We start from the raw sequence: 25,880 nt of genomic DNA on the forward strand, positions 1-25,880 counted from the left end.
GCCCATTACTCTCATCCGGTGACGCTCACCGCTCCACCACGGTTGCTGCTGGTACACGCACACCCCGACGACGAGAGCCTGTGGACAGGCGGCACGATCGCCCGCTACTCGGCGCTGGGCGCGCACGTCACCGTGGTCACCTGCACCCTCGGCGAGGAGGGCGAGATCATCCCGCCCGCGCTCCAGGAGCTGACCGCGGACAACGCCGACCAGCTCGGCGGGTACCGGGTCGCGGAACTGAGATCGGCGTGCGCCGCGCTCGGCGTGACCGACCACCGGTTCCTCGGCGGCATCGGCCGCTGGCGCGACTCGGGGATGGTCGGCGTCGAGGCGAACAACCACCCGCGCGCGCTCGTCAACGGCTCGTTCGACGAGCAGGTCGACGCCCTCTCCGAGATCATCTCGTCGGTGAAACCGCAGGTCGTCGTCACGTACGACGCGTTCGGCGGCTACGGGCACCCCGACCACATCCGCGCGCACCAGATCACCACGGCCGCGGCCACCGACGTGGACCGCGTCTTCCACGCCGTCACGTCCCGTGCCGCGACCGAGGCGGGCGCGGCGGCGTTGGCGGAGATCCCGGACCTGCCGTGGCGGCTGCCCGCCGAGGGCGAGCTGCCGGTCACCGACGACGCCGCGATCACCACCACGATCGACATCTCCGAGCACCTGGTCGCGAAGCTGCGGGCGTTGCGCGCGCACTCCACGCAGGTCAGCGTGTGGCAGGACGGCGCGGGCCGGGCGAGCTACGCGTTGTCCAACGGCATCGCGCAGCCCGTCGTGCAGGCCGAGTACTACGTGCTGGCCAAGGGACCCGCGGAGGGCGCGGAGACAGACCTGTTCGGGGGGCTGGATTGACCGATCGCCTGGTGCTCGCCGGGATCGCGGTCGCGGCGTTCGTGCTCGCGGTGCTGGAGCTGTTCTTCCTGCCGCTGCGGCTGGACGGCACGCTTCTGCCGCGCGCGGACGACCTGCCGTTCCCGATCACGGTGCTGGTCGCGATCGTGACCACGCCGCTGCTGGTGGTGGCCGCCTCGCGGCACGCGCACCGCACGCTGGCCGCGGTGTCGCCGCTGCTGGTGTGGATCGGCACGCTGCTGCTGTTCGGCCTGTTCGGGCCGGGCGGTGACGTGGTACTCCTCAACGACTGGCGCACCCTGGTGCTGTTCGCCGGGGGCGCGTTGCCGGGCGCCATCGCGGTGGGCGCGCACATGGGGAGGGTCGCCGGTGGCGGAGACGATCACTGACCGGGACGTGGTGCGGGCGCTGCGCCCGTTCGTGCGGGCGACCGGCCCGCTGCTGGACACCCTGCGCGACGCGAACCTGCTCGGGCTGCGCGACCGCGAGGTCGAGCGGGGCGCCGACCGCAAGCTGGTCGACAAGCTGTGGGACCAGCTGGCCGCGGTGAAGGTGCCGGGCACGGCCGCGTGGGCGCGCATGGACGTGCACCAGCGCGACGAGTTCTGGCTCAACCGGGTCGGCCGGGTGGTGAACCTGGTCGCGGCCCTGCCCGGCATCGGCGGCGTGCTGGCCGACCGGCTGCCGATCCAGTCCGCGCTGGGCGCCGCGGGGCAGGGGCTGCTGCTGTCGGCGCTCGCGGGGGAGCACGGGTTCACCTCGACCGAGGACCGCGTGCGGCTGCTCGCGCACGTGCTGTTCCAGCGCGAGGTCGACGGGCTGCCGGTGGCCCAGCGGCCCGGGGAGACGAGCACGGAGGACGAGCAGACCGCCCAGCTGACCGAGGAGCTGCGGCAGCGGTCCACGTTCCGGGCGATCGGCGCCACGATCTGGAAGCTCGCCAAGGTCCTCTGGAAGCTGGAGGACGAGCTGGACAAGCGTCCCCAGGGCAGGCTCTACCACCAGGCGCTGGGCATGCTGCCCGTCGTCGGCGTGGTGGGCGACTACTTCGGTGAGCGCTCGGCCTTGAAGCGGGTCCGCAAGGCCGCCTACGAGTGGTTCGACACCCAGTAGCGGTAGCGGTGGTGCTCGGCGCAGCCCAGCGACTCGTAGAGCGTGATCGCGGGCTTGTTGTGCTCGGCCACCTGCAGCGCGCACGTCGTCGCGCCGCGGTCGACGCCCCACGCCGCCAGACCGGCCATCAACGCCCGTGCCAGGCCGAGCCGGCGGGCCTGCGGGCGGACGGCGAGCCGTGCCACGTGGAGCAGGTCGCCGACGACGGCGCCGCGCACGGCCGCGAGCACCTCGCCGTCCCGCACGACCGCGCCGAAACCGACCCGGTCGCCGGACGTCAGCACGTGCCGCTGCGCCGGGGTGGGGTCAGGTTGGGCGGCCAGCTCCCACCATCCGGGAACCGGCGCGTCGAAAACGACCACATCGGCGTGCTTCGGAGTGGCGAACCCATCCAGCCGACCGGTCATCACCAGCGACTCGGCGCCACCCGGGTGGTCCACGTCGACCCGCCAACCCGCCGCCTCGACCTCGGCCTCGGAGGGTGCGCCGACGACCACGTGAGCCGCCGGCTTGATGCCGTTGACGGTCGCGAAGTCGATCACCTCGGCGAGCGCCTCGCGGACCGGGACCCCCGGATCTCCCGTGGTCAGGGCGCTGTTGGCCCGTCCGGTGAACCCGCCCGCGGCGCGCAGCCGCCACTGCCCGAGCGGCCGGTCGACCAGGGCCGGCCACGCGTCGGCACACCGCTGCTCCAACTCGGTGACTCCCAGCACCCCCGCATCGTGCCCCGCGCAGGTGGACGGCGTTCTGTGAGCTGAAGCACGGTGCCGTTAAGGCAAGCCTGAGCGTTGGACAATCGACTCCGCCGCGTACTCTCCGGCTTGCGCGGTGTGGACCAGAACAAGAGCAGGAGAGCGCAGTGACCTATGTGATCGCCCAGCCGTGCGTGGACGTGCTCGACAAGGCGTGCATCGAAGAGTGCCCCGTCGACTGCATCTACGAAGGCGACCGGATGCTCTACATCCACCCGGATGAGTGCGTCGACTGTGGTGCTTGCGAGCCGGTGTGCCCCGTCGAGGCCATCTACTACGAGGACGACGTCCCGGACGAGTGGAAGGAGTACACGAAGGCGAACGTGGACTTCTTCGACGAGCTGGGCTCCCCCGGCGGTGCCTCCAAGGTCGGCAAGGTCAGCGCCGACCCCGCGTTCGTCAAGGCTCTCCCCCCGCAGGCGTCGCACGAGTGACGTTCAGCAGGAAGCTCCCGGACTTCCCCTGGGACTCGCTGGCCGACCACGCCGCCAAGGCGCGCGCGCACCCCGGCGGCGTGGTCGACCTGTCGATCGGCACGCCGGTGGACCCGGTCCCGGAGCTGATCCGGGACGCCCTCGGCGCGGTCGCCGACGAGCCCGGCTACCCGACCACGCACGGCACGCCCGCGTTGCGCGAGGCGGTCGTCGGCGCGTTGGCGCGGCGGCACGGCGTGGTCGGGCTCGACCCGGTGGCGGTGCTGCCGACCATCGGGTCGAAGGAGCTGGTGGCGTGGCTGCCGACGTTGCTCGGCCTCGGGCCGGGTGACGTGGTGGCCATCCCGGCGCTGGCGTACCCGACGTACGAGGTGGGCGCGCGGCTGGCGGGTGCCGCGGTGGTGCGGCTGGCCGATGGCGAGCCGCCGCCGGCCGGGACGTCTCTGGTGTGGCTGAACTCGCCGTCCAACCCGACCGGTCGGGTGCTGTCGGAGTCGCGGTTGGCGCGGGCGGTGGCCGACGCGCGGGCGGTGGGTGCGGTCGTCGCGTCCGACGAGTGCTACCTGGCGTTGGCGTGGACGGCGTCGCCGGTGTCCGTGCTGCTGCCTTCGGTGAACGGGGGTTCGCTGGACGGTGTGCTCGCCGTGCACTCGTTGTCGAAGTCGTCCAGCCTGGCCGGGTACCGGGCGGGGTTCGTGACGGGTGATCCGGCGTTGGTGGCGTCGTTGCTGGAGGTGCGCAAGCACGCGGGGATGATCGTGCCGCGGCCCGTGCAGGCGGCGATCACGGCGGCTCTGAACGACGACGCGCACGTGGCCGAGCAGCGTGAGCGTTATCGGGCGCGGCGTGACGTGCTGCTGCCCGCGTTGACGGCGGCGGGCTTCACCGTGGACCACTCCGAGGCGGGCCTGTACCTGTGGTCGACCCGTGGCGGCGAACCCGCCTGGGACACCGTCGCCTGGCTGGCCGACCGCGGCATCCTGGCCGCCCCGGGCACGTTCTACGGCCCGACCGGCGACCGCCACGTCCGCATCGCCCTGACCGCCACCGACTCCGCCATCACCACCGCCGCCACCCGCCTCACCCCCTGACCCGAGAGTCGTACGTTCACGCCGCGAGAGTCCAACGCTCACGGCACCTGAATTCAACGCTCGGACCGACCAGCCGGTATGCCGAATGTTGAACTCAGGTGCGCTGAACGTTGGACTCTCGCGTTCCGAGCGTTGGACTCACGCGGCGCGAGCGTTGGACTCTCGCGCGCTGAACGTACGACTCTCGCGGTCAGTCGTTGGAGTGGAGGGCGGCGTTCAGGGCGACGCCCTGGCCCTTGCGGGGCAGGACCTTGACGACGCCGGTGGTCGAGTCGCGGAGGAACAGCAGGCCCGACATGCCCGACAGCTGGCCGGCCTTGACCACGGCGCCGTCCGCGCCGGTGACCTTGGTGCCGGCGGTGATGTAGAGGCCGGCCTCCACCACGCAGTCGTCGCCGAGCGAGATGCCCAGGCCGCCGTTCGCGCCGATCAGGCAGCGCTCGCCGACCGAGATGACCTGCTTTCCACCACCGGACAGGGTGCCCATGATCGACGCGCCGCCGCCGACGTCCGAGCCGTCACCGACCACGACACCGGCCGAGATGCGGCCCTCCACCATGGACGCGCCGAGCGTGCCCGCGTTGAAGTTCACGAAACCCTCGTGCATCACGGTCGTCCCGGACGCCAGGTGCGCACCCAACCGCACCCGGTCCGCGTCGGCGATCCGCACGCCGGACGGCACCACGTAGTCGACCATCCGGGGGAACTTGTCGATCCCGTACACGGTGACCGGCCCACGCCCGCGCAGCCGCAGCCGGGTCTGCTCGAACCCCTCCACCGCGCACGGACCGAAGTTCGTCCACACCACGTTGTTGAGCAGCCCGAACACGCCGTCGAGGTTCGCGCCGTGCGGCCGCACGAGCCGCGACGACAGCAGGTGCAGCCGCAGCCACACGTCGTAGGTGGTGGTGGGCGCGTCGTCCAGCGACCCGATGCCGACCCGGACGCCGACGACCTCGACGTCACGTTCGGCGTCCACGCCGAGCTGCTTGGCGGCGGCCTCGCCGAGCGCGGCCGAGACCTCCGCGGACGACAGCAGCGCCACACCGGGCTCCGAGTCCCCGAGGGACGGCGACGGGAACCACGTGTCCAGCACAGCGCCGGTAGGGGTGACGGTGGCGAGTCCGACGCCGTACGCGCCGGTGGGGTTTGCGGTGCTCACGGGTGTCAACGGTAACGTGCGCCGGGTGGCCGACACCTTGCACCTCGCCGCCGATCCCGTCGAGCTGACCGCCGCGCTGGTCGACACGCCCAGCGTCTCCGGCGACGAAGCCCTCATCGCCGACCTCGTCGAACGGTCCCTCAAGGAGCAGACCGCCCTGGAGGTCACCCGATCCGGCAACGCCGTGCTGGCCCGCACGAACCTCGGCCGCCCGTCCCGCGTCGTGCTCGCCGGCCACCTCGACACCGTGCCGATCAACGACAACCTGCCGTCCCGCCTGGAGGACGGCGTCCTGCACGGCTGCGGCACCGTCGACATGAAGGGTGGTGACGCGGTGATGCTGCACCTCGCCGCCACCGTCACCGACCCGCGCCACGACCTCACGTTCGTCTTCTACGACTGCGAGGAGGTCGAAGCCGTCCGCAACGGCCTGGGCCGGATCGAGCGCGAGCTGCCCGAGTGGCTGGACGGCGACCTGGCGATCGTGTGCGAGCCGTCCAACGGCACGATCGAGGCCGGCTGCCAGGGCACGATGCGCGTCGACGTCCGCACGGAGGGCGTCCGCGCCCACACCGCCCGCGGCTGGATGGGCGTGAACGCGATCCACGCCATCGGTGACGCCCTGCGCCGCCTGGAGGCCTACGAGCCGCGCCAGGTCGAGATCGACGGCTGCCTGTACCGCGAGGGCCTCCAAGCCGTGAAGATCGGCGGCGGGGTCGCGGGCAACGTCGTGCCGGACGAGGCCGTGCTGACCGTCAACCACCGCTTCGCCCCCGACCGCACGCCCGAGCAGGCCGAGCAGCACCTGCGCGAGGTGTTCGCGGGCTACGAGGTCACGGTCACCGACAGCTCACCGGGCGCCCTGCCCGGCCTGGCCGCGCCGACCACCCGTGAACTGGTCGAAGCCGCCGGCGGCACCCCCGTCGCCAAGCTCGGCTGGACCGACGTGGCCCGTTTCGCGGCGCTCGGCATGCCCGCGGTGAACTTCGGACCGGGCGACCCGACGTTGGCGCACACCCGGCAGGAGAACGTCCCGGTGAACCAGATCCACCAGTGCGTGGAAGTCCTGCGCCGCTTCCTGAGCCACGACACCACGCGCCACTAGACTCCCGGCAATGACGGACAGCGTGGACGAGCACCCCAAGGAGAAGCAGCGCGGACCGGTCGTCCTGCGCCGCGGGCGCCGCGACGAGCTGACCACCACCGACCAGCGGCTGCTGGACTCGCGCGGACCGAGCGCCTGGGTGCACACCGACCCGTGGCGGGTGCTGCGGATCCAGGCGGAGTTCGTCGAGGGTTTCGGCGCGTTGGCCGAGGTGCCGAGCGCGGTGACCGTGTTCGGGTCGGCCCGCACCGGCCGTGACCACCCCGAGTACGAGATCGGCCGCAAGCTCGGCGGCGCGCTGGCCGAGGCCGGGTTCGCGGTGATCACCGGCGGCGGTCCGGGTGCGATGGAGGCGGTCAACCGGGGCTGCTCGGAGGCGGGCGGGTTCTCCATCGGCCTCGGCATCGAGCTGCCGTTCGAGCAGGGCCTGAACCCGTGGGTCGACCTGGGCGTGAACTTCCGATACTTCTTCGTGCGCAAGACCATGTTCATCAAGTACTCGCAGGCGTTCATCTGCCTGCCGGGCGGGTTCGGCACGCTGGACGAGCTGTTCGAGGCGTTGACCCTGGTGCAGACGAAGAAGGTCACCAAGTTCCCGGTGGTGCTGTTCGGCAAGGCCTACTGGCAGGGCCTGTACGACTGGGTGCGCGACTCGGTGCTGGCCAGCGGCAAGGTCAGCGAGAAGGACCTGGACCTGCTGTACCTGACCGACGACATCGACGACGCGGTGCGCGTGGTGAACGACGCGCACAAGGCCTGGGCGGACGCGCATTGACCACGGTGACGGTGTACTGCGGGTCGTTGAAGACGGTCCCGGACAGCTACCTGGAGCTCGCGGCCGAGGTGGGCAGGCGCATCGCGGCCCGCGGCTGGTCGCTGACGTGGGGCGGTGGCCGCACGTCGATGATGGGCGAGGTGGCGCGGGCGGCCCGTGAGGGTGGCGCCCGCACCACCGGCGTGATCCCGCGCGGCCTGGTGGACCGCGAGGTCGCCGACTCCGACGCCGACGAGCTGCTCGTCGTGGACACCATGCGCGACCGCAAGGCGTTGATGGAGGCGCACGGCGACGCGTTCCTGGCGTTGCCCGGCGGCATCGGCACGTGCGAGGAGCTGTTCGAGGTCTGGACGTCCCGCGTGCTGGCCATGCACGCCAAGCCGGTGGTCCTGCTGGACGTCGACGGCCACTACCGCGGCCTGATCGCGTGGCTGGAGGAGTTGCGCGAACGCGGGTTCGTGTCCCGGTTCGCGCTCGACTCCCTCGTCGTCACCGATGACGTGGACACGGCGTTGGACGCCTGCGGTGTTTGATTGCCGCTGCTCCGCAGACGGCGGCTCGAACGACCGACGCGACCTCGCTAGCTGACCCGGGCCTCCTCCAGGCCACGGGCGGCGGCCAACCGGGCCGCCTCCTCGGCGAACATGTCCACGTCCAGCGGCACGAACGGCGAGACCTTCACGTCCAGCCGGGAGCCCGCGGCCTTGGCCTGCCAGGTGCCCAGGACCTCGCCGTCCACGAGCAGCGCGCCACGCCGTCCCAGGATGCGCCACACCTGCTTCTGGTGCGCCTTGTCCGGCACGAGCAGGTCGCGGTCGCGGGCGTTGAGGTAGGGGTCCAGCGGCGGCAGCAGCCGCACCACCTCGGGTTCCGGCGGGTTCTCGAACGCCTCGATCCGGTCGGCGGGCAACCACGCCCGCTTGGACACGGCCACCAGGTCGTCCGGCCAGGCGTCCTTGACCTCACGCACCGGCGCGCCGAAGTAGTGCGCCACCTCGGACGGCCCGGCGGGACCGTGCAGCCGCAGGTAGTCCGCGACCAGCGCCTCGAAACCCTCGCTCACGTCGGGCACCCCGCGCCGGCCCTCCAGCGGCACGAACGTGACCACCTGCTCCGCCGGGTCGAACCGCAGCCCGGCCGGCAGCACGGCGAGGCGGAAGATCGGGTCCTGCACGTGCGTGGCGTCGCAGCCGCGGCACCAGCCGGTGACCTCCGGGCGCACCTTCCCGGTGAGCCGGGACGACGCCTCGCCCTTCGTCATCGGCTCCGCCACCACCTCGCGCAACGCCGACGCGACCTCGTGCAGCGCCGCGAGCCCGTCCGGCACCGGCGGCCGGTTCATCCGGGTCACCGCGTCGGCGTCGCTCAACGGCCACAACCGGGCCGCCAGCGCGGGCACCTCGTCGGCGCGGTGCCAGTGCGGCGCACCCCGCACGCTCCACGTGAGCGTGAACGCGTCGAGGTCGGGCACCCGGTCCAGGCGAGCGGCCAGCGCGGGCACCGCCGACCGCTCCGAGTCCTGCAGGCCGAGGTCGAACACCCGCAGGTCCGCCGCGTCGGTGGTGGAGCGGTCGAACTGGTGCGCGGCGACCCGGTAGGCGATCACCCGTTCCCGGTCAGCCAAGGTCGTGGTCCAGGATGATCAGCTCGTGCTCCAGCCGGGCCGTGCCGGAGATCCCGGCCAGCTCACCGGTGCCCGAACCCGGCACGATGTGGCCCCAGAACTGCGCGTCCTCACCGGCCATGACCGCGCCGTGCTGCAGGACGAACGTCCCGGCCTTCCCGTCGACCGTGCCGACGAACCGCTCGGTGCCCACGTAGCCGGCCGAGCCGTCGGACGGCTGGCACATCGTCAGCTCGGCCGTGCTGGTGCCCTCCATGACACCGCTGTAGGCCTTGTCCACAACCGCCCGGCCCAGCTGCGGCTCCGCGGAGTCGTAGACGGTCTGGTCCCACCGGGTGATCTTGAACGTCGACTTGGATTCCATGCGCTGATCCTCGCAGCAAATCCTGCCAACCGCTGTCAGCTACCCCACGGGACCCGCAACCACGAGTCCGCGCCGAACGTCACCGACGATCCCAGCGCGCTCGATCCCCGGTACCGGGCGTCCACGGTGTCCACGACCAGCACCAGCCGGTTGCCCGCCGCCACGTTCCACACCACCGGCTCCAGGTCCAGGTCGACCGCACGCGTCCCCGTGCCGGCGACCGTCACCGCCTTGTGCGTGACCAGCGCACCCAACCCCAACGCGTTGACCTCGTACAAGTACGCGTAGAGCGTGGTCCGGGCACCGCTGGGCGTCACGGTCAGGTGCACCCGGGGCGTCCCGCTGACCGACGCGGACGTCCACTGCACCGGCCCGCGCCACACCGCCGCCGCGTTCCGGTCGATCAACGGCGTCGACACGCCGACCGGCAGGTTCAGGAACCCCTGCAACGCCCCCGACACCATCACGGTCCCGCTCTCCGCGATGGTCGGCCACCCGGCACCGATCCGGTCCGCGCTCAACGGCACCGTGCTCGTCCGCCCGGTCGCCGCCGCCCAGGACGGGAACGCGCGCCAGCCGCCGCCGTTGTTCGGCTTGACCTGCACGGGCAGCTCGCGCTCGATGCCGTTCGCCGCGCCCTTGAGGTGGTGGTCGAACCAGCGCCCGACCGACGCCCAGATCTCGTTGGGCAACCCCGCCGCGCCGAACAGCTCCGCCGTCGCGTGGTCACCGGGCGAGAGCATCAACCGCTTCGGCCCGGTCAGCGCGCCGAAGAAGTCCGTGATCTGGCTCGGCGCGAACAGCCCGTCGTTCCACGCGTTGCCGATCATCACCGCGGCCTTGATGGACGACACGTGCGTCGCCGGCGAGCGCGGCGGCGAGATCGGCAGCACGTCCTCGAACCGGTTCTCCCGGTAGGCGGCCTCCGCCTCGCGCAGCACCGGACCCGGCCGCCCGGTCAGCTTCCCGGCCGCCAGCAGCAGCTCGACCGCCTGCGCGCTCACGGTCTCGTTCGGGTACAGCGAGCGCGCCAGGTCGGTCCACGTGCTCAGCGCCGCCACCGCCCTGATCCGCGGGTCGCGTGCCGCGGCCAGCAGGGACTGGCCCGCGCCGTACGAGATACCGCCGACGCCGATCCGCGCCGGGTCGCCACCGGCGTGCGCGAGGCCCCAGTCGATCACCCGGCTGACGTCCGCGACGGTGTCCGGGCCGGCCACGTCGATCTCGCCCGCCGAGTCGTAGAACCCGCGGGAGGTGTAGCTGATCACCGAGTACCCGGACTCGTAGGCCAGCTTGGCCGCCGCGCCGACGTACTCGATGTTGTTCACGCCCCAGCTCGACGGGAGCACGATCAGCGGGAACGGCCCGCTGCCGCGCCCGGTCGGCGTGACGACGAAGGCCTTGAGCGGCGTGCCGCCCTCGCCGGGGATGCTCTGGTACGCCACCGCGAAGCCGGGCGCGGCCTGAGCGGCGGGTGGTGCCACCGTGAGCGCCACCAGAGCGGCGAGCAGCAGGGGAAGTGATCGGCGCACGAGGTCCTCCTTGACCGTGACCGGGATCACGCAGGGTGTTACCGGCGAGTAAACACGAAACTTACTCTGCAGTAGCAGAAGTCTGTGACGCAGCTCACCTTCGCGTCGGACGTGGCACGATGCCGGTCATGCGGTTCGGTTCACGAGAGGTCGCCGGGGATCGCGCGCTGGTGATGGCGATCGTCAACCGGACGCGCGATTCCTTCTACGACCGCGGCGCGACGTTCTCCGACGACGCCGCCATGGCCGCGGTGGACCGGGCGGTCCACGACGGCGCGGACATCGTCGACATCGGCGGCGTGAAGGCCGGGTCCAAGGGCGAGGTGGTGGACGCCGCCGAGGAGGCGCGGCGGGTCGTGCCGTTCGTCGCCGCGGTCCGCGAACGGCACCCCGGCCTGGTGATCAGCGTCGACACGTGGCGGCACGAAGTGGGCCGCGCGGTGTGCGAGGTGGGCGCGGACCTGATCAACGACACGTGGGCGGGCGCGGACCCGGCGCTGGCGGAGGTGGCGGCGGAGTTCGGCGTCGGCATCGTCTGCTCGCACACCGGCGGCCTCGAACCGCGCACCGACCCGCACCGCGTCCGGTACGCCGACGTGGTGGCGTCCGTCACGGCGGAACTGGTCGAGCGGGCCGAGCGGATGGTCGCGCTGGGCGTGCCGGCGGAGGGCGTGCTGATCGACCCGACCCACGACTTCGGCAAGAACACCTGGCACGGCCTGGAACTGCTGCGGCGGCTGGACGAGCTGGTGGCCACGGGCTGGCCGGTGCTGATGGCGTTGTCGAACAAGGACTTCGTCGGCGAGACCCTGGGCGCCGAGTTGGAGGACCGGGTCGACGGCACGCTCGCCGCGACGTCCGTGGCCGCGTGGTCGGGCGCGAAGGTGTTCCGGGCGCACCAGGTGCGGCAGACCAGGCGGGTGGTGGAGATGGTGGCGAGCATCGCGGGCACGCGTCCGCCCGCCCGGGTGCTGAGGGCGCTGGCCTGATGGCGGACTGGTTCGCGGCCAACACGTGGCAGAGTCCACACTGGACAATCGCGGCACTGTTGGCGCACAAGGGAAGTCGCACGGTCAGCGTGGTCCTGCCCGCGCTGGACGAAGAGGCCACGGTCGGCGATGTCGTGGCCGTGGTGCGCCCGCTCCTCGGCACGCTCGTGGACGAACTGGTCGTGATGGACTCCGGCTCCACCGACGACACCGCGGCACGTGCCGCCGCCGCGGGTGCGCGGGTCGTGCACCGGACCGACGTGCTGCCCGAGCTGGAGCCGCGTCCCGGCAAGGGCGAGGTGCTGTGGCGGTCGTTGGCGGCCACGACCGGTGACCTGGTCGTGTTCCTCGACTCCGACCTGGTCGACCCCGACCCGGACTTCGTGCCCGCCCTGCTCGGGCCGCTGCTGACCCGCGACGACGTGCACCTGGTGAAGGGCTTCTACCGGCGCCCGCTGCGGCTGGAGAGCACCGGCGGCGGCCGGGTCACCGAGCTGGCGGCCCGACCGCTGCTCAACGCCCTGCGGCCCGAGCTGGCCGGTGTCGTGCAGCCGTTGGGCGGCGAGTACGCGGGCACCCGCGCGTTCCTGGAGTCGGTGCCGTTCGCGCCCGGCTACGGCGTCGAGATCGGCCTGCTGCTCGACGCGCACGCCCGGTACGGGCTGGACGGGATCGCGCAGGTCAACCTGGGTGTGCGCAAGCACCGCAACCGGGACCTGCGCCAGCTCGGGCCGATGGCGGCTCAGATCACGGTCACCGCGTTGCGCCGGTGCGGAGTGCCGGTGCAGTCGTCCACGCTGACGCAGTTCGTGCCGTTCGACGGCGAGTGGCTGCCGTCGCCGGTGGACGTGCCCGCCGAGGACCGGCCCGCCATGCGCTCGGTGCTCCAGCGGTCGCGGTAGTACCCGGGCACCTCCACCAGCTCGGCGTGCGTGCCGTCCTGGGTGATGTGGCCGTCCTCGAACACCAGGACGCGGTCGAAGTCGACCAGCGGCGCGAGCCGGTGCGTGACGAGCACGACCGTGCCGCGGGCGTGGTCCAGGACCTGGCGCAGCACGGCGTCACCGTGTGCGATGGCCAGGCCTTCGACCGGTTCGTCGAGCAGCAGGACGTCCGGGTCGGCCAGGAGTGCGCGCGCCAGCAGCAGGCGTTGCCGCTGACCGCCGGACAGGGCCTCCCCGTCCTCGCCGACCGCGGTGTCCCACGGCACGTCCAGGTCCACCAGCTCCGCTACCCGGTCCAACTCCTCCCGTGACGCGTCCGGCCGGGCCAGCCGCACGTTGGCCTCCGCGGTGGCGTGGAAGACGTGCGCGTCGTCCAGCACGCCCTTGGCGACGCCGGGGTGCGCGGCGGCCAACGCCCGCAGGAACGTGCTCTTCCCCGCACCGCTCGCGCCCACCACCCCGACCCGGCCGACAGGCGGCTGTACTTCTCGGACAGGAGCCTCCACCGCCCGCAACACCTCCCGCACCCGCCTGACCGATCCCCGCACCTCGGCCCACCGCTGCGCGGCCGACGTCAACGGCACCGCCACCTCCAGCACCGCGACCGAGCCGAGCACGACGTGCGCCGGCGCTGCGGTGTGCAGCAGCACCACCGCCACGCCGAACTGCACCACCACGGCCACCGCCGCCAACACCGCCGCGCCGGCACCGCCCCGCCGTTCCCGTTCGGCCAGCGCGTCGACCACCCGGCCGGTCGCGTCCAGCTCGCGGTCCAGCGCGCCGAACGCGGTCAGCTCCGCGGCGCCGTCCAGCAGCACGACCGTCCGTTCCGCCAACTCCGACCGCAGCGGTGCGAGGGCCTTCAAGTGCCGTGAAGCCAACGCGTAGGCGGCCCACGGGAGGATGAATACCGTCGCCGCCAACCCGACCACCAACGGCCACGCGAAGCCCGTCGCCAGCAACGCCACCGCACCCACCACGACCGCCACCGCGCCGGGCAACGCGCAACGCAACAACGCGTCCTGCACGGAGTCCACATCGGACACGAGGCGGGTGAGCGCGTCACCGCGGGGGAGGGGACGGCGCAGCAGCGCCTCGTACACGCGGCCGCGCAGGTCCGCCAGGTGCCGCAGCACGGCGGAGTGCCCGGCCAGCCGTTCCGCGTACCGCAGACCGCCCCGCGCCAGGGCCAGCGTCCGCACCGCCACGATCGCCACCGTCAACGCGGACAGCGGTGGCTGCTCCGCGGCACGCATGATCAGCCACACAGCCGTCGTCATGAGCCCGATCCCGGCGAGCTCGGCCGCCACCCCGGCAGCCACCGCGAGCACCAGTCGCCTCATCGTCCCGCCCCCGCCTCGCTGAACTCCACCACCCGGTCCACCTCACCGAGCACCACCGGCCGATGCGCCACGACCACCGCCGTCCGCCCGGCCACGAGCCGCCGCGTCGCCCGCAACACCGCCTCCTCGGTCCCGCCGTCCAACCGGGACGTCGGCTCGTCCAACAGCAGCAACCGCGCGTCGTCCCGGACCAACGCCCGCGCCAACGCCACCCGCTGCCGCTCACCGGAGGACAACGGGTGCGCCGCGTCCACCAGGTGCGCCAACCCCATCTCCGCCGCCGCGCCCCGCACGTCACCGGAGGACCCCAGCGCGATGTTCTCGCCGACCGTGCCGGGGAACAGCGTCGGCCGCTGCGGAACCCACGCGACCTGCCGCAACCACGACTCCCGGTCGATCTCGCGCAAGTCCACCCCACCCACCAGCACCCGCCCCGACGCGGGCGTCACGAACCCCAACAACACCGCCAACAAGGTGCTCTTCCCCGCCCCGCTGGCCCCAACCAACCCGACCCGCTCCCCAACCCCGACCCGCAACGACACCTCCCCCAACACCTCCCGCCCCGGATACCTGACAACCACCCGCTCCACCACGACCTCGGCGCACCGCAGATCGGGCGCCCGCACCCGACCAACCCTCACCACCACCCGCCGCCCGGGTTGTCCACAACCCGCACCCACCTCGCCGAGCTGTCCACAACCCGCTCCAGCCGACACCTTTATGTCGTCCTTCCCTGGCAGTATCGAATCCGGGGATCCCCCCGGCGGGGACGCCTGCGCAGCCAGGCACTCGGGCGGGGGTGCCTGTGCGGCCAGTCCGTCGAGCGGGTGCGCCTGCGCAGCCAATCCCGCCGCCGGCGATGTCTGCGCGGCCGATCGCTCGGGCGGGGCCTGCCCGTCCACAGTCCCGGCCACAGCCCGCCGCGCCGCCACCGCCTCCAGCACGGCCAGCCCCTCGGCCGACGCGTGGAACCGTGCACCGGCGGCCCGCAGCGGCAAGTACGCCTCCGGTGCCAACAGCAGCACCAGCAGCGCGACCTGCAGCGTCACCCCACCGTGCAGCAGCCGCAACCCCACCGGCACCGCCACCAGCGCCACCGACAACGTCGCCACCAACTCCAACACCAACGCCGACAGGAACGCCACCCGCAACGTCCGCATCGTCGCCGCCGCGTGCGCCCCCGCCATCGCCCGCACCGTCCCCGCCTGCGCCGCCGCCCGCCCGAACACCTTCAACGTCCCCAACCCGCGCACCACGTCCAGGAAGTGCCCGCCGACCACCGCCATCCCCGCCCACTGCGCCCGCGTCCGGTCCCGGGTGTGCATCCCGACCAACGCCGCGAACACCGGCACCAGCGGCAACGTCACCAGCACCACCACCGCCGACGCCAAGTCGGCGAACGACAGCCGCACCACCACCGCCACCGGCACCACCGCCGCGACCACCACCTGCGGCAGGTACCCGGCGAAGTACGGCTCGACCGCGTCCACCCCCTTCACCACCAACGTCGCCACCGACCCGGCCTGCCCGCCTGACCCGGCCGAGTCACGCAACACCCGCTTCCGCAAAGAGGCCTTCACCGCGGCCGCGAACCGCTGCGTCACGACCTGCCCGCCCCACACCACGAACCCGCGCACCACGACCACCGCCACCAACCACCCCGGCGACCACCCACCGGACAGCACCAACGCCAGCACCTCGGCCTGTGCCACCACCACGACCGCCGTGACGACCGCCAACACCGTCAAGACGACGACATACCGCCGGTCAACGTGCCGCACGGGACATCCGCCAAGTCGCCCACTGGAACACCAGCACCAACGGCACCACCACGACCGCCGCCCACGTCAACACCCGCAACGTCGGCACATCGGCCATCACCGACACCGTCACCACCGACCGCGCCCCGAACACACCCAGCACCGGCAACGCGCAAACTGCAGCACTGCAACAAAAAGCGACCAGATGCCGTCGCGATCGCAACGTTGCCCAAACCCCGCCAAGCAACCCCACCGCGACGACACCCGTCACCCCGAACGCGGGCACCGGCACGGACCCGGCCGTCACCACCGCCGCCACCACGAACACCAGCGACGGCAGCACGAGGAGACCCGCGATCCGCACCGCCCGCTCCCGCAACCCACCGGACAACCGCCAGGCCAGGAACACCGCCCCGTGCAAAGAGAACAACACCGGCATCCCCGCGCCCCACAACCACACCGGCCCGCCGAGCACCCGCCCCAGCAGCACACCCCACCCCACTACGACCACCAGCGCCCCGCCCACCAGCAGGAAATCCCACCCGGGCGACCGCAACTGGACCGCGACCGTGAAGCACACCAGCCCGGCCAGCAGCACCACGAACACCGTGTGCTGCGACGACAGCAGTTCACCCTCCAACCGGGGGAACGCCCCGAACAGCACACCCACCGCCGCGACCAGCCACACCTCGTTGCCGAGGAAGAACGGTGTCACCGCCCGCAACACCTCCCGCCGCGACCGCTCGTCCCTCCCGACCAGCCGCAACACCACCCCGACCCCGTAGTCGAACCCGGCCAGCGCGAAATAGCCGCAGGTCAGGAACGCCAGCAGAAAGACCCAGACACCTTCCACGACACACACCCCTCACAGCACCGGAACGAGTGGCGACACCGGCGCCTCATCGGATTCGGACGACGCCGGCCCCCGCCGCGCCAGCCGGGCGATCAGCACCCAGTCGGCGACCGCCAGCACCGCGAACACGCCCGTGAACGCGATGAACGACACGAGCATCTGGTCCCGGCTGACGTGCGACATCGCGTCCTGCGTGGTCAGCACGCCCTGGACCAGCCACGGCTGCCGACCGACCTCGCGGAACAGCCACCCGCCGATCGCCGCGACGAACGGCAGCGGGATGCCGACCACCATCAGGTAGAGCGGGAACCGCAACCGCACCACCCAGTCGCGGAACAGCAGCGGCACGGTCACCCAGCTCACCAGCAGCAGCACGAACCCGATCTGGATCATGAACCCGAGGCCCATTCCGTCGAGCGCGCCGACCGTGTCGAGCTTGTCCGGCTGGTACCGCTCCACGACCGGGAACTGCCCGAACCCGAACCCGATCAGCATCGGCGTGGCCAGCGCGGTCAGCACCACGCCCAGCCGCAGCGACCGGCGGAAGAAGTCGACCTCCGCCGTGCGCCGGATGAAGTGGTAGGCGCTCACCCCGGTCAGGAACACCCCGCCGACCGTCAACGACGCGAAGCACACGTGCAGGAACGCCGTGCCGAACGTCGGATTGGTCACCAGCGCCGAGAAGTCGACCATCCGCAGCACGCCGTCACGCAGCTCGTGCCCGGCCGGGTTCTGCAGGAACGCGTTCGCCATCATGATCCAGAACGCGGAGGCGAACGCGGTCAACGCCACCAGCCAGATCAGCGCCAGGTGGACCCACTTGTCCAGCCGGTCCCACCCGAAGATCCACAGGCCGAGGAACGTCGACTCCAGGAAGAACGCCACCAGCGTCTCCAGTGCCAGCGGCGCGCCGAACACGTCGCCCGCGAACGTCGACAGGCCCGACCAGTTCAGCCCGAACTGGAACTCCATGACGATGCCGGTCGCGATGCCGAGCGCGTAGTTCACCACGTAGAGCCGACCCCAGAAGCGCGTCATCCGGGCGTGCACGGGGTCGGCGGACAGCGTGGCCCGGGTCTGCATCACCGCCACCGCCGTCACCAGTCCGAGCGTCAGCAGCACGAACAGGAAGTGGAACGACGTCGTGGTGGCGAACTGGAGCCGGGCCAGTCCGAGAGCATCCATGGGTAGGCACAGTATATGTAGGCAGACAACTCAACATCAGGGATGTCCCGGATTCCTGCCCTTGTCCTGATCAGTAGAGTGGCTACCCATGAAGTCCGACGCGTTGCGGGGCCATCTCGACGCGCTCCTGCTGGCCACCCTCGACGGCGGCCAGCTGCACGGCTACGCCATCATCGAGGCGTTGCAGCGGCGCAGCGGCGGAGCCCTCGACCTGCCCACCGGCACCGTCTACCCGGCCCTGCGGCGGCTGGAGACCGCGGGTCTCGTGGCCAGCGAGTGGAGCACCGTCGGCGGCAGGCAGCGGCGCACGTACCGGCTCACCAAGGCCGGCCAGCGCGCGTTGGCCGCCGAACGCACCGCGTGGCGCGAGTTCACCACCGCGATCGAGGGCGTGCTCGGAGGTGGGCCGTGGCCGGCGCAGACGTGATCGACGACTACGTTACCGCCCTGGACCGGCGGCTGCGCGGACCCGACCCGGTCAAGGGCGACCTGCTCGCCGAAGCCAGGGACAGCCTCCACGACGCCGCCGCCGCGCACCGCGACCGGGGACTCGGCGAGGAAGCCGCGCAACGCCGCGCCGTCGCCGAGTTCGGCCCGGTCACCGCCATCGCACGCGAGTACCAAGGGCTCCTCGGCCTCGCCTACGGTGCCCGCACACTGCGGTCCGTGATGCTGGTCGTGCCGCTGGCGTACGTGATGTGGGAGCTGAACCGCAAGTTCTGGATCGGCGCCTGGAACGACTTCGACGCCCCACCGCCCGACTGGTACCTCACCATCGCCCGCCTCAACGACGACGCGGCGTGGTTCGTGGCCGGCGCGGCGGTCCTCGCGCTGCTCGTCGGACGGCGACTGGCCCGCACGACGGTCAGCACGGTGACCCTGGCCCGGCTCGCCGGTGTGGTCGCCGTCGTCGCGGTCGGCGTGTCCCTGCTCGGCAACGTCGCGATCCTCGCCGCCACCGCCTACCTGGACGCGGCGAGGCTGCTCATGTCGCCGCCGGTGGCCGGCGCGACCGTGGTCTCGTTCGTCATCGCGCTGCGACTCGCCGTCCTCGCCCGGCGCTGCGTGGCGTTCTCGTCGGTTTGACCGGCGCATGTGTCACGATCGTCCTGTGACCTCAGCGCTCATCTACATCGTCGTCATGGCGCTCGTCGCGGCCGTGGTCTTCCTGCTGGCCGCGCTGGTGTTCGGGCGGGGCGAGGAACTGGCGCCGCTGCCCCCGGGCGCGTCGCCGACCCGCCTCCCGTCCGACGACGTGACCCCGGACGACGTGCGCGACCTGAAGTTCCAGCAGGTCCTGCGCGGCTACAAGATGACCGAGGTCGACTGGGCGCTCGCCCGCCTGGCCGACGAGGTCGACCGGCTGCGCGCCCGGGTGGCCGAACTGGAGGCCGAACAGGGCGTCGACCACCGGGTCGCGCCCGAACCCGACCACGTGACGCCCGACCCCGAACGGGAGCCGGAGCATGACCCGGCTTGACCTGCGCGTCGAGGTCGAGGCACCGGCCGGGACCACCTGGGCGGCGCTGACCGACTGGGCACGGCAGGGCGAGTGGATGCTCGGCACCACCGTGCGCGTGACCAGCGGCGACGGCGCGAGCGAGGGCAGCGGGCTGGCGGCGTTCACCGGCCTCGGCCCGCTCGGGTTCACCGACACCATGCGCATCACCGCGTGGGAGCCGCCGGTGCGCTGCGCCGTCGAGCACACCGGCCGGCTCGTGCGCGGGACCGGCGAGTTCGTCGTCGTCCCCCGCGGCGACGCGCGCAGCGAGCTCGTCTGGTCCGAGGACATCGCGCTACCGCTCAACCTGGCCTTCGCGCCCGGTGTGGCATGGTCGCTGCGCCGCTTCGCCGCCTTCGCCCGGGAGTACCCCGCATGACCGACCTCGTCCGCTGCCCGTGGGGCGACAGCACGCCCGACTACATCACCTACCACGACACCGAGTGGGGCGTGGAGCTGCGTGGTGAGGCGGAGATGTTCGAGCGGATGGCCCTCGAATCGTTCCAGTCCGGCCTGTCCTGGATCACCATCCTGCGCAAGCGCGAGAACTTCCGGGCCGCGTTCGCCGGCTTCAAGCCCGAGCTGGTGGCCGAGTTCGGACCGGCCGACTTCGACCGGCTGATGGCCGACGCGGGCATCGTCCGCAACCGGGCCAAGATCAACGCCACCATCAACAACGCCCGCGCCGTCGCCGAGCTCGACGTGCCCCTGGACGACCTGCTCTGGTCGTTCGCCCCCGAGCACCACGAACGCCCCGCCACGATCGCCGACGTGCCCGCCGTCACACCCGAGTCGAAAGCGATGGCCAAGGAGCTCAAGCGCCGCGGCTTCGTGTTCCTCGGACCCACCACCTGCTACGCGCTGATGCAGGCCACCGGCATGGTCGACGACCACATCGCGGCCTGCTTCCGCGCCACCTCCTAGCGGCCACTACGCGTCGGCCGGCCACAACCCGCGAACAGGCATCACTCGCCGGTGAAGGTCGGCTTCCGCTTCGCCACGAAAGCGGCCACGGCCTCGCGGTGGTCGGCCGTCGCACCCGCCTCCGCCTGCGTGCGCGCCTCCACCTCCAACGCCGCCGCCAGCTCACCGGAGAACGCCATCGCCTCCTTGATCTTGGCGTAGGCCGTGGTCGGCCCGGCGGCCAGCTGGCGGGCCAGCGCCTGCGCCGTCGACAGCACCTCGCCGTCCGGCACGACCTGCCCCACCAGGCCGATCCGCAACGCCTCCTCCGCGCCCACCGGCTGCGCGAGCAGCATCATCTCCATCGCCCGACCGTGCCCGATCAACCGCGGCAACGTCCACGACGCGCCCGAGTCCGCCGTCAACCCCACGTTCGCGAACGCCATCAGGAACTTCGCCCCGGCACCCGCCACCCGCAGGTCGCTCGCGAACGCCAGCGACGCCCCCGCGCCCGCCGCCATCCCGTTCACCGCCGCGATCACCGGCTTCGGCATGCCCACGATCGCCTTGATCAACGGGTTGTAGTGCCGCTCCACCGTGTTCAACGGCGCCGGGTCACCCGCCTCGAGCAGCGCGACGTGCTCCTTGAGGTCCTGACCGGCGCAGAACGCCCTCCCCGCCCCGGTGATCACCACCGCCCGCACCGCGTCGTCCGCCGCGGTCTCGACCACGGCCGCCAAGAACCGCTCCTTCAGCGCCACCGTGAACGAGTTGAACGACTCGGGCCGGTTGAGCGTGAAGGTGCGAACACCGTCAGCGTCGTCGATGAGGAGTTCGGACACGGGGTGACCTCCGGTTAGTGGTGTGCGAGGCAGTCGTCGACGAACTTGGCCACCGCGGGCGCGAGGCGGTTGGTGTGCCGGTCGAAGAACTCGGCCGCCTCCGCGCCCGGCCAGTCGGCGGGCAGCAGCTCGCGCGGCAGGCCGGGATCGCGGAACAGGAACTTGCGCCACGCGTGCAGGAACCGCTGCGAAGCCGCGAACGCAGACGGCGGCGCCGTACCGTCCACAGCGGACATCACCGGCTCCCACTCCGCCACGAACCGCGCGTAGTCCCGCCCGAGCGTGCCCAGGTCCCACGCCCGGCCCGCCAGCTCCGCCGGGTCGCCCTCGTGCTCCCCGAGGAACGTGCCGGCCCGCACGCCCTCGCCCGCCAGCACGTCCGCCAGCTCCGGCGACGAGCGCGGCGCGATCCACGTCACGGGCCCCAGCGCGCCGTAGCCGAGCAGTTGCAGCGAGGAGGCGAGCCGGTCGCGCGCCTCACGCGCGGGCAGCTCCTCCAGCACCACCACGTGCCACCGACCGTCCCAGGTGGACGGCCGGGTGCGGTAGATGCGGGCCGCCGCCTCGTCCAGCCGTCGTTCCGCGCGAGGTGTCATCGCGTAGCCGGGACCGTCCGGTAGGCGGACGGGCTCCAGCCAGCCCTGCCGCACGGTGCGCGACACGGCCGTCCGCACAGCGGGCGCGGCGAAGTCCAGCGGCTCCAGCAACCGGACGAGCGCGGCGATCGTCGCGGCGCCACCCCGCTCGCGGAGGTGGCCGCCGTAGACGTCGAAGAGCGCGGAACGGGCTCGCACGAGAGCCGAGTCTGTCAGGGCGACCCCGCGACACGCCACAGAGCCGCGATCGGTCACGACCAGGTGACGGTCGGCGGCCGGACCGGAAGTCGTTGGGGCAGGACGATCCTGGCCCTGATCTGCGACTTGGTGAAGATCGTCAAACGGTCACCGGGCGGCCGGAAAGATCGGTTCGGTTTCGCTGCCGAGTCCGCATAGGGGAGAATGGCCGGAGTATCCGGCCCTGGTCGGACGGGGAAGATGTTGACGGAGGGAGCACGCGATGGCGGCCATGAAGCCCCGGACCGGCGACGGTCCCCTCGAGGTGACCAAGGAGGGGCGCGGCATCGTGATGCGCGTTCCGCTCGAGGGTGGTGGGCGCCTCGTCGTCGAGATGTCGGCGGATGAGGCCAACGCCCTGGGCGACGCCCTCAAGGCAGCCGCCGGCTGACCAGCCGGACCGAGAAAGCGTCGACGCCCCGGTTTCCACTGTGGAACCGGGGCATCGCTACGTCGTGCCGCGCCCCGTGACGCGGGCCGGGGCCGTGCCCTGACGACGTGCCCCGACCAGGCCGCTCACCTGCGGCTTGTCCCGCGACCCGACCCGCCGGCGCCTGCCCGGCGGCCCGATCCGGAGGTCCCCGTGCGAGCACCCCTGCCCACCCCGCTGGTCACCGTCGAGGTGGCCGACACCCTCCGGCGAGGTGTGCCCGCGGTGCTCGTCGCGTCCACCGGCGACCCGGTGCGGCTGGGGCCCGGCGGTGAGGACGTGGTCGACCTCGCCGACGTGAGCGGCAAGGCCGGTGCGACGTCCAGGCAGGGGCGGGCGTGGGTCGTCGGTGTCGGCGACGGTGGGCCGGGTGACTGGCGCAAGGCCGGTGCGTCGCTGGTGCGGGCGCTGCACGCGGATGCCGAGAAGGCGGGCGGGACGACGTTCGACGTGCGGCTGCCGGAGGACGTGACGGCGGCGGCGGTGGCGGCGTTCACGCTGGGTGCGGCGGTCGGCGGGTACCGGTTCAAGGTCAGCGGCGAGGAGCCGCCGAAGCGGGTGAAGTCGTTGCGCCTGGTCGCCGCGGGGGCCGGGTTGGCGGAGGCCGTGCGCAAGGCGAACACGCTGGCCGCGGCGACGTCGCTGGGGCGGGACCTGGCGAACACGCCGTCAAATGTGAAAGATCCGTCGTGGCTGGCCGCGGCGGCGGTGAAGGCGGCCCGGGTCGCGCCCGGCCTGCGGGTCGACGTCCGTGACGAGAAGTGGCTGGCCGAGCAGGGGTTCGGCGGCGTGCTGGCGGTCGGTGGCGGTTCGTCCCGGCCGCCGAGGTTCATCGAGCTGACGTGGCCCGGCACCGACTCCGGCCTGCCGCACCTGGTGCTGGTCGGCAAGGGCATCACGTTCGACACCGGCGGCATCTCGATCAAGCCCGCCGAGGGCATGCACCTGATGCGCACGGACATGTCCGGCGGTGCGGCGGTGATCGCGGCCCTGGTGGGGATCGCGCAGCAGAGCCTGCCCGTCCGGGTGACCGGCCTGGTGCCCGCCGCCGAGAACCACGTGTCCGGCTCGGCCTACCGACCGGGTGACGTGATCACCCATTACGGGGGCACGACGACCGAGGTCACGAACACGGACGCGGAAGGCAGGCTGGTCCTCGCCGACGCCCTCGCCTACGCCGTGCGCAACCTGCGGCCGGACGTCCTGGTGGACGTCGCGACCCTGACCGGCGCGATGAAGGTCACGCTGGGCGTGCGCACCGGGGGCCTGTTCGCCACCGACGACGACCTGGCCGGCCGCATCGCCGACGCTGGAGCGAAGGTCGGTGAGTCCTGGTGGCGAATGCCACTGCTGGAGGAGTTGGCGGAGGACGTCCGCAGCGACATCGCCGACGTCCGCCAATGCCCACCGGGCCCGGGCGGCATCACCGCCGCGCTGTTCTTGAAGGAGTTCACCGGCGACGTCCCGTGGGCCCACCTGGACATCGCCGGCCCCGCCCGCGCCGACAGGGTCTACGACGAAGTGGTCGCCGGAGCCACCGGCTTCGCCGCCCGAACCCTGATCGAACTGGCCGAGACCTACACCCAACCGAACACGATCGGGTGATCATGTCCCGAAAATGTACGGAAACACCGTTACCGCCCCTCGGTTGAATCGAGGAACCGCAACCCCCCAACGACCCCTGACGACCCCAACACCCAACGACCCGCCACAACGGCCACAGCGGTGACCCACGACGGCCCCCGAGCGACGGGCCCCAGCGAAGGCGCCCAGGGCGGGCGCCCGCGTGCAGGGCGGCCGCTGGCCGGCCTGGCGGCGAGCCTGACGTGCGTGCGGGGGAGGCCCAGCGGCGGGCTTGGCGCGCAGGTGTCGACGGCCCGGCGACGGCATCGGCGTGGGTGCGGGGAGGCCCGGCGGTGGCTCGGCGTGACGAGGATCAGTTCCTCCTCGCGGATGACGGCGTGCGTGAACGCGGGATCGGTCGGTGGCGGTGAGACGAGGGCCAGGTCGACGACGCCCTCCGACAGGTCGGCGAGGATGTCCTGGCGTGAGTTCTGGACCAGGCGGAAGCGCACGGACGGGTGATGTTCGCGGAACGTGCTGACCAGGGTCGGGACCAGGGACCTGCCCAGCAGGTGCAGGAAGCCGAGCGCGACCTGGCCACGTTCGGGTGACACTTCTTCGGCGGCGGCGCGGTGGCCGGCTTCCAGTGCGGTCAGGGCTCGGTCGGCGGCTTCGCAGAGTAGGCGGCCTGCCCTGGTCAGGCGGATTCGGCGACCCGATCGTATGGCCACTGGTGCGCCGAGGGATGCGCTCAGTGAGGCCAGCCAGCGGCTCACCGTGGGTTGGGGGACGCCTGCGGCCTCGGCGGCGTGGGTGATGTGCTCGTCGGCGGCCAGGGCACGCAGGACGGCCTGGCCACGTTCGCGCTGCTCTACGCGCCGCAGTCGGTCCTGCCCGACATCGCGGCCGAGTTCCGCCTCACCCCGGCCGAAGCGTCCCTCGCCATCAGCGCCGCCACCGGCGCGCTCGCCCTCGCGATCATCCCCATGGCCGCCCTCGCCGACCGCCACGGCCGCACCCGCATCGCCCTCGCGGGCCTGGCCCTGGCCGCCGCGGGCGCGGTGATCACCCTCCCCGACCACGTCGCCGCGCTCGCCCTCGGCCTCACCCTGTTCACCGGCGGCTTCTTCGCCGCCCACGCGGTGGCGAGCGGCTGGGTCGGCGCACGCGCCCCCGAACACGCCCGCGGCCAGGCCTCGGGCGTCTACCTGTTCGCGTTCTACGTGGGCAGCAGCACCGGCGGCACCGCGGGCAGCGCCGCCTACCAGACCCACGGCTGGCCGGGCCTGATCGCCGCCTGGTTGACGCCGGCGGCGGTGGCCGTCGTCGTAGCGCAGAAGGCCCACCAGGCCCAGAAGGCTCAGAAGTCCAGCGGCACCTCGACCCCCGCGCCACCCGCCACCGCGACCTCCCCCAACTGCGGCAACGTCACCGTCCCCGGCGCGACCGACACCGTCGCCGAACGCACGTCCTCCGGCACCTCGAACACGACCGCCACCGGGAACGCGTCACCGCCGTAACGCGCACCCACCTGCGCCGCCGCCTGCCCGCCCGGCACGGTCAACGTCACCAGCGGCGCGGTCTGGCCTGCGCCGACCACGCTCGGCAGGTCGTGGCCCACCAGCCGCAACTCCACCAACGCCTTCCCCGCGCCTGCCGTCGCCAGCTCGTACGGCCCGTTCGCCGCCACCGGCCGCTGCCGCCCCAGCCGCGCCCGCACGACCTCCAACGTCCCGGCCGCCGGACCCACCGTCACGGGCGTCGACACCGAGATCTCCTCCGGCCCCGGAAGACGGCGCAGCACCATCGGCGCCTCGCCGACCACCTGCCCGGACGGCACCTCGACCCGCTGTTGCAGCGACTTCGCCCCCACCGTGTCGAGCACCAGCGACTCCTGCCCGCCCGTGACCGGCACCGTGTAGAC

The 25,880-nt window shown here is 72.4% G+C and carries 29 protein-coding genes and 1 pseudogene; 18 read left to right on the forward strand and 12 right to left on the reverse strand.

Going from position 1 to position 25,880, the window contains the following annotated elements; translation table 11 throughout:
* Window positions 1–18: 18 nt before the first annotated feature.
* From mshB to B0I31_RS22895, 3 genes are read left to right on the forward strand one after another with little or no spacing between them, the layout of a single operon-like run.
* Window positions 19–858 (forward strand): N-acetyl-1-D-myo-inositol-2-amino-2-deoxy-alpha-D-glucopyranoside deacetylase, encoded by an 840-nt coding sequence (gene mshB / locus B0I31_RS22885; RefSeq protein WP_106617395.1) that lies wholly within the window; start codon window positions 19–21, stop codon window positions 856–858.
* Window positions 855–1,247 (forward strand): hypothetical protein, encoded by a 393-nt coding sequence (locus B0I31_RS22890; RefSeq protein WP_106617396.1) that lies wholly within the window; start codon window positions 855–857, stop codon window positions 1,245–1,247. The genes mshB and B0I31_RS22890 overlap by 4 nt, the downstream gene beginning before the upstream one ends.
* Window positions 1,228–1,971, forward strand: coding sequence for a hypothetical protein (locus tag B0I31_RS22895; RefSeq protein WP_106617397.1), 744 nt, complete (start codon window positions 1,228–1,230; stop codon window positions 1,969–1,971). Before B0I31_RS22890 ends, B0I31_RS22895 begins: the two co-directional genes overlap by 20 nt.
* Here B0I31_RS22895 and B0I31_RS22900 read toward each other — a convergent pair.
* Window positions 1,947–2,684, reverse strand: a complete 738-nt coding sequence (locus B0I31_RS22900; RefSeq protein WP_106617398.1) for a GNAT family N-acetyltransferase — start codon at window positions 2,682–2,684, stop codon at window positions 1,947–1,949. The genes B0I31_RS22895 and B0I31_RS22900 overlap by 25 nt on opposite strands.
* Window positions 2,685–2,830: 146 nt before the next feature.
* On the opposite strand from B0I31_RS22900, the gene fdxA reads away from it, so the two are divergent.
* Together fdxA and dapC are read left to right on the forward strand one after the other, a co-directional pair.
* On the forward strand, window positions 2,831–3,157 hold the full coding sequence (fdxA, locus tag B0I31_RS22905) for a ferredoxin (protein ID WP_033430540.1): 327 nt from the start codon (window positions 2,831–2,833) through the stop codon (window positions 3,155–3,157).
* Window positions 3,154–4,248, forward strand: a complete 1,095-nt coding sequence (gene dapC / locus B0I31_RS22910; RefSeq protein ID WP_106617399.1) for a succinyldiaminopimelate transaminase — start codon at window positions 3,154–3,156, stop codon at window positions 4,246–4,248. Before fdxA ends, dapC begins: the two co-directional genes overlap by 4 nt.
* A gap of 190 nt (window positions 4,249–4,438) precedes the next feature.
* Here dapC and dapD read toward each other — a convergent pair whose 3' ends face one another.
* Window positions 4,439–5,410 carry a 2,3,4,5-tetrahydropyridine-2,6-dicarboxylate N-succinyltransferase gene (gene dapD / locus B0I31_RS22915; RefSeq protein WP_245950254.1) on the reverse strand — a complete coding sequence of 324 codons (972 nt, stop codon included), beginning with the start codon at window positions 5,408–5,410 and terminating at the stop codon, window positions 4,439–4,441.
* A gap of 25 nt (window positions 5,411–5,435) precedes the next feature.
* Here dapD and dapE point away from each other — a divergent pair, with 25 nt between their 5' ends.
* Genes dapE through B0I31_RS22930 form a run of 3 tightly spaced genes read left to right on the forward strand, consistent with a single transcriptional unit; the run spans window position 5,436 to window position 7,823 of the window.
* Window positions 5,436–6,515, forward strand: a complete 1,080-nt coding sequence (gene dapE, locus B0I31_RS22920; RefSeq protein ID WP_106617563.1) for a succinyl-diaminopimelate desuccinylase — start codon at window positions 5,436–5,438, stop codon at window positions 6,513–6,515.
* Between the two features lie 10 nt (window positions 6,516–6,525).
* Window positions 6,526–7,290, forward strand: coding sequence for an LOG family protein (locus B0I31_RS22925; protein WP_106617400.1), 765 nt, complete (start codon window positions 6,526–6,528; stop codon window positions 7,288–7,290).
* Window positions 7,287–7,823, forward strand: a complete 537-nt coding sequence (locus B0I31_RS22930; protein WP_245950256.1) for an LOG family protein — start codon at window positions 7,287–7,289, stop codon at window positions 7,821–7,823. The genes B0I31_RS22925 and B0I31_RS22930 overlap by 4 nt, the downstream gene beginning before the upstream one ends.
* A 47-nt stretch (window positions 7,824–7,870) precedes the next feature.
* On the opposite strand, the gene B0I31_RS22935 is transcribed toward B0I31_RS22930, so the two are convergent.
* The 3 genes from B0I31_RS22935 to B0I31_RS22945 are packed head-to-tail and all read right to left on the reverse strand — an operon-like array spanning window position 7,871 to window position 10,810.
* Entirely contained in the window at window positions 7,871–8,914 is a 1,044-nt protein-coding gene (locus B0I31_RS22935; RefSeq protein ID WP_106617401.1) for a DNA glycosylase AlkZ-like family protein, read from the reverse strand.
* Window positions 8,907–9,278 carry a DUF3224 domain-containing protein gene (locus B0I31_RS22940; protein ID WP_106617402.1) on the reverse strand — a complete coding sequence of 124 codons (372 nt, stop codon included), beginning with the start codon at window positions 9,276–9,278 and terminating at the stop codon, window positions 8,907–8,909. The genes B0I31_RS22935 and B0I31_RS22940 overlap by 8 nt, the downstream gene beginning before the upstream one ends.
* 35 nt (window positions 9,279–9,313) lie before the next feature.
* A complete protein-coding gene (locus B0I31_RS22945; protein ID WP_245950258.1) occupies window positions 9,314–10,810 on the reverse strand; it encodes a CocE/NonD family hydrolase in 1,497 nt (498 codons plus the stop codon).
* Between the two features lie 119 nt (window positions 10,811–10,929).
* On the opposite strand from B0I31_RS22945, the gene folP reads away from it, so the two are divergent.
* Together folP and B0I31_RS22955 are read left to right on the forward strand one after the other, a co-directional pair.
* Window positions 10,930–11,799: a dihydropteroate synthase gene (folP, locus tag B0I31_RS22950; RefSeq protein WP_106617404.1), complete on the forward strand. Its 870-nt coding sequence runs from the start codon at window positions 10,930–10,932 to the stop codon at window positions 11,797–11,799.
* Window positions 11,799–12,701 carry a glucosyl-3-phosphoglycerate synthase gene (locus B0I31_RS22955; protein WP_106617405.1) on the forward strand — a complete coding sequence of 301 codons (903 nt, stop codon included), beginning with the start codon at window positions 11,799–11,801 and terminating at the stop codon, window positions 12,699–12,701. The genes folP and B0I31_RS22955 overlap by 1 nt, the downstream gene beginning before the upstream one ends.
* A 197-nt stretch (window positions 12,702–12,898) precedes the next feature.
* On the opposite strand, the pseudogene B0I31_RS22960 reads toward B0I31_RS22955, so the two are convergent.
* From B0I31_RS22960 to B0I31_RS22975, 4 genes and pseudogenes are all read right to left on the reverse strand, one after another.
* Window positions 12,899–14,086, reverse strand: a pseudogene (locus B0I31_RS22960) (ATP-binding cassette domain-containing protein); the annotation flags it as partial.
* Complete coding sequence (locus B0I31_RS22965; RefSeq protein WP_219910759.1) at window positions 14,083–15,834, reverse strand: ABC transporter ATP-binding protein/permease; 1,752 nt, start codon at window positions 15,832–15,834, stop codon at window positions 14,083–14,085. The pseudogene B0I31_RS22960 and the gene B0I31_RS22965, both read right to left, overlap by 4 nt.
* A gap of 19 nt (window positions 15,835–15,853) precedes the next feature.
* On the reverse strand, window positions 15,854–16,699 hold the full coding sequence (locus B0I31_RS22970) for a cytochrome d ubiquinol oxidase subunit II (RefSeq protein WP_181320284.1): 846 nt from the start codon (window positions 16,697–16,699) through the stop codon (window positions 15,854–15,856).
* 12 nt (window positions 16,700–16,711) lie between these two features.
* Entirely contained in the window at window positions 16,712–17,884 is a 1,173-nt protein-coding gene (locus B0I31_RS22975; RefSeq protein WP_106617407.1) for a cytochrome ubiquinol oxidase subunit I, read from the reverse strand.
* Between the two features lie 88 nt (window positions 17,885–17,972).
* Between B0I31_RS22975 and B0I31_RS22980 the strand changes: the two genes are divergently transcribed.
* Genes B0I31_RS22980 through B0I31_RS23000 form a run of 5 tightly spaced genes read left to right on the forward strand, consistent with a single transcriptional unit; the run spans window position 17,973 to window position 20,309 of the window.
* Complete coding sequence (locus B0I31_RS22980) at window positions 17,973–18,311, forward strand: PadR family transcriptional regulator (protein ID WP_106617408.1); 339 nt, start codon at window positions 17,973–17,975, stop codon at window positions 18,309–18,311.
* Window positions 18,293–18,970 (forward strand): permease prefix domain 1-containing protein, encoded by a 678-nt coding sequence (locus B0I31_RS22985; RefSeq protein WP_106617409.1) that lies wholly within the window; start codon window positions 18,293–18,295, stop codon window positions 18,968–18,970. The genes B0I31_RS22980 and B0I31_RS22985 overlap by 19 nt, the downstream gene beginning before the upstream one ends.
* A 25-nt stretch (window positions 18,971–18,995) precedes the next feature.
* Window positions 18,996–19,364: a DivIVA domain-containing protein gene (locus B0I31_RS22990; protein WP_106617410.1), complete on the forward strand. Its 369-nt coding sequence runs from the start codon at window positions 18,996–18,998 to the stop codon at window positions 19,362–19,364.
* On the forward strand, window positions 19,351–19,764 hold the full coding sequence (locus B0I31_RS22995; protein WP_106617411.1) for an SRPBCC family protein: 414 nt from the start codon (window positions 19,351–19,353) through the stop codon (window positions 19,762–19,764). The genes B0I31_RS22990 and B0I31_RS22995 overlap by 14 nt, the downstream gene beginning before the upstream one ends.
* Window positions 19,761–20,309, forward strand: a complete 549-nt coding sequence (locus B0I31_RS23000; protein ID WP_106617412.1) for a DNA-3-methyladenine glycosylase I — start codon at window positions 19,761–19,763, stop codon at window positions 20,307–20,309. The genes B0I31_RS22995 and B0I31_RS23000 overlap by 4 nt, the downstream gene beginning before the upstream one ends.
* A gap of 41 nt (window positions 20,310–20,350) precedes the next feature.
* On the opposite strand, the gene B0I31_RS23005 is transcribed toward B0I31_RS23000, so the two are convergent.
* Window positions 20,351–21,130 carry an enoyl-CoA hydratase-related protein gene (locus B0I31_RS23005; RefSeq protein WP_106617413.1) on the reverse strand — a complete coding sequence of 260 codons (780 nt, stop codon included), beginning with the start codon at window positions 21,128–21,130 and terminating at the stop codon, window positions 20,351–20,353.
* Between the two features lie 14 nt (window positions 21,131–21,144).
* Window positions 21,145–21,924: a PaaX family transcriptional regulator gene (locus B0I31_RS23010; RefSeq protein ID WP_106617414.1), complete on the reverse strand. Its 780-nt coding sequence runs from the start codon at window positions 21,922–21,924 to the stop codon at window positions 21,145–21,147.
* Between the two features lie 262 nt (window positions 21,925–22,186).
* Between B0I31_RS23010 and B0I31_RS23015 the strand changes: the two genes are divergently transcribed.
* Both B0I31_RS23015 and B0I31_RS23020 read left to right on the forward strand, forming a co-directional pair.
* On the forward strand, window positions 22,187–22,354 hold the full coding sequence (locus tag B0I31_RS23015) for a DUF3117 domain-containing protein (protein ID WP_012783412.1): 168 nt from the start codon (window positions 22,187–22,189) through the stop codon (window positions 22,352–22,354).
* A gap of 192 nt (window positions 22,355–22,546) precedes the next feature.
* Window positions 22,547–23,998, forward strand: coding sequence for a leucyl aminopeptidase family protein (locus B0I31_RS23020; RefSeq protein ID WP_106617415.1), 1,452 nt, complete (start codon window positions 22,547–22,549; stop codon window positions 23,996–23,998).
* A gap of 29 nt (window positions 23,999–24,027) precedes the next feature.
* Here B0I31_RS23020 and B0I31_RS23025 read toward each other — a convergent pair whose 3' ends face one another.
* Window positions 24,028–24,840, reverse strand: a complete 813-nt coding sequence (locus B0I31_RS23025; RefSeq protein ID WP_106617566.1) for a LysR family transcriptional regulator — start codon at window positions 24,838–24,840, stop codon at window positions 24,028–24,030.
* On the opposite strand from B0I31_RS23025, the gene B0I31_RS23030 reads away from it, so the two are divergent.
* A complete protein-coding gene (locus B0I31_RS23030) occupies window positions 24,766–25,476 on the forward strand; it encodes an MFS transporter (RefSeq protein ID WP_245950260.1) in 711 nt (236 codons plus the stop codon). The two genes, B0I31_RS23025 and B0I31_RS23030, sit on opposite strands and share 75 nt — an antisense overlap.
* Window positions 25,477–25,880 lie beyond the last annotated feature (404 nt).

It is taken from the genome of Saccharothrix carnea (assembly GCF_003014735.1).
GTDB classification, from domain to species: Bacteria; Actinomycetota; Actinomycetes; order Mycobacteriales; family Pseudonocardiaceae; genus Actinosynnema; species Actinosynnema carneum.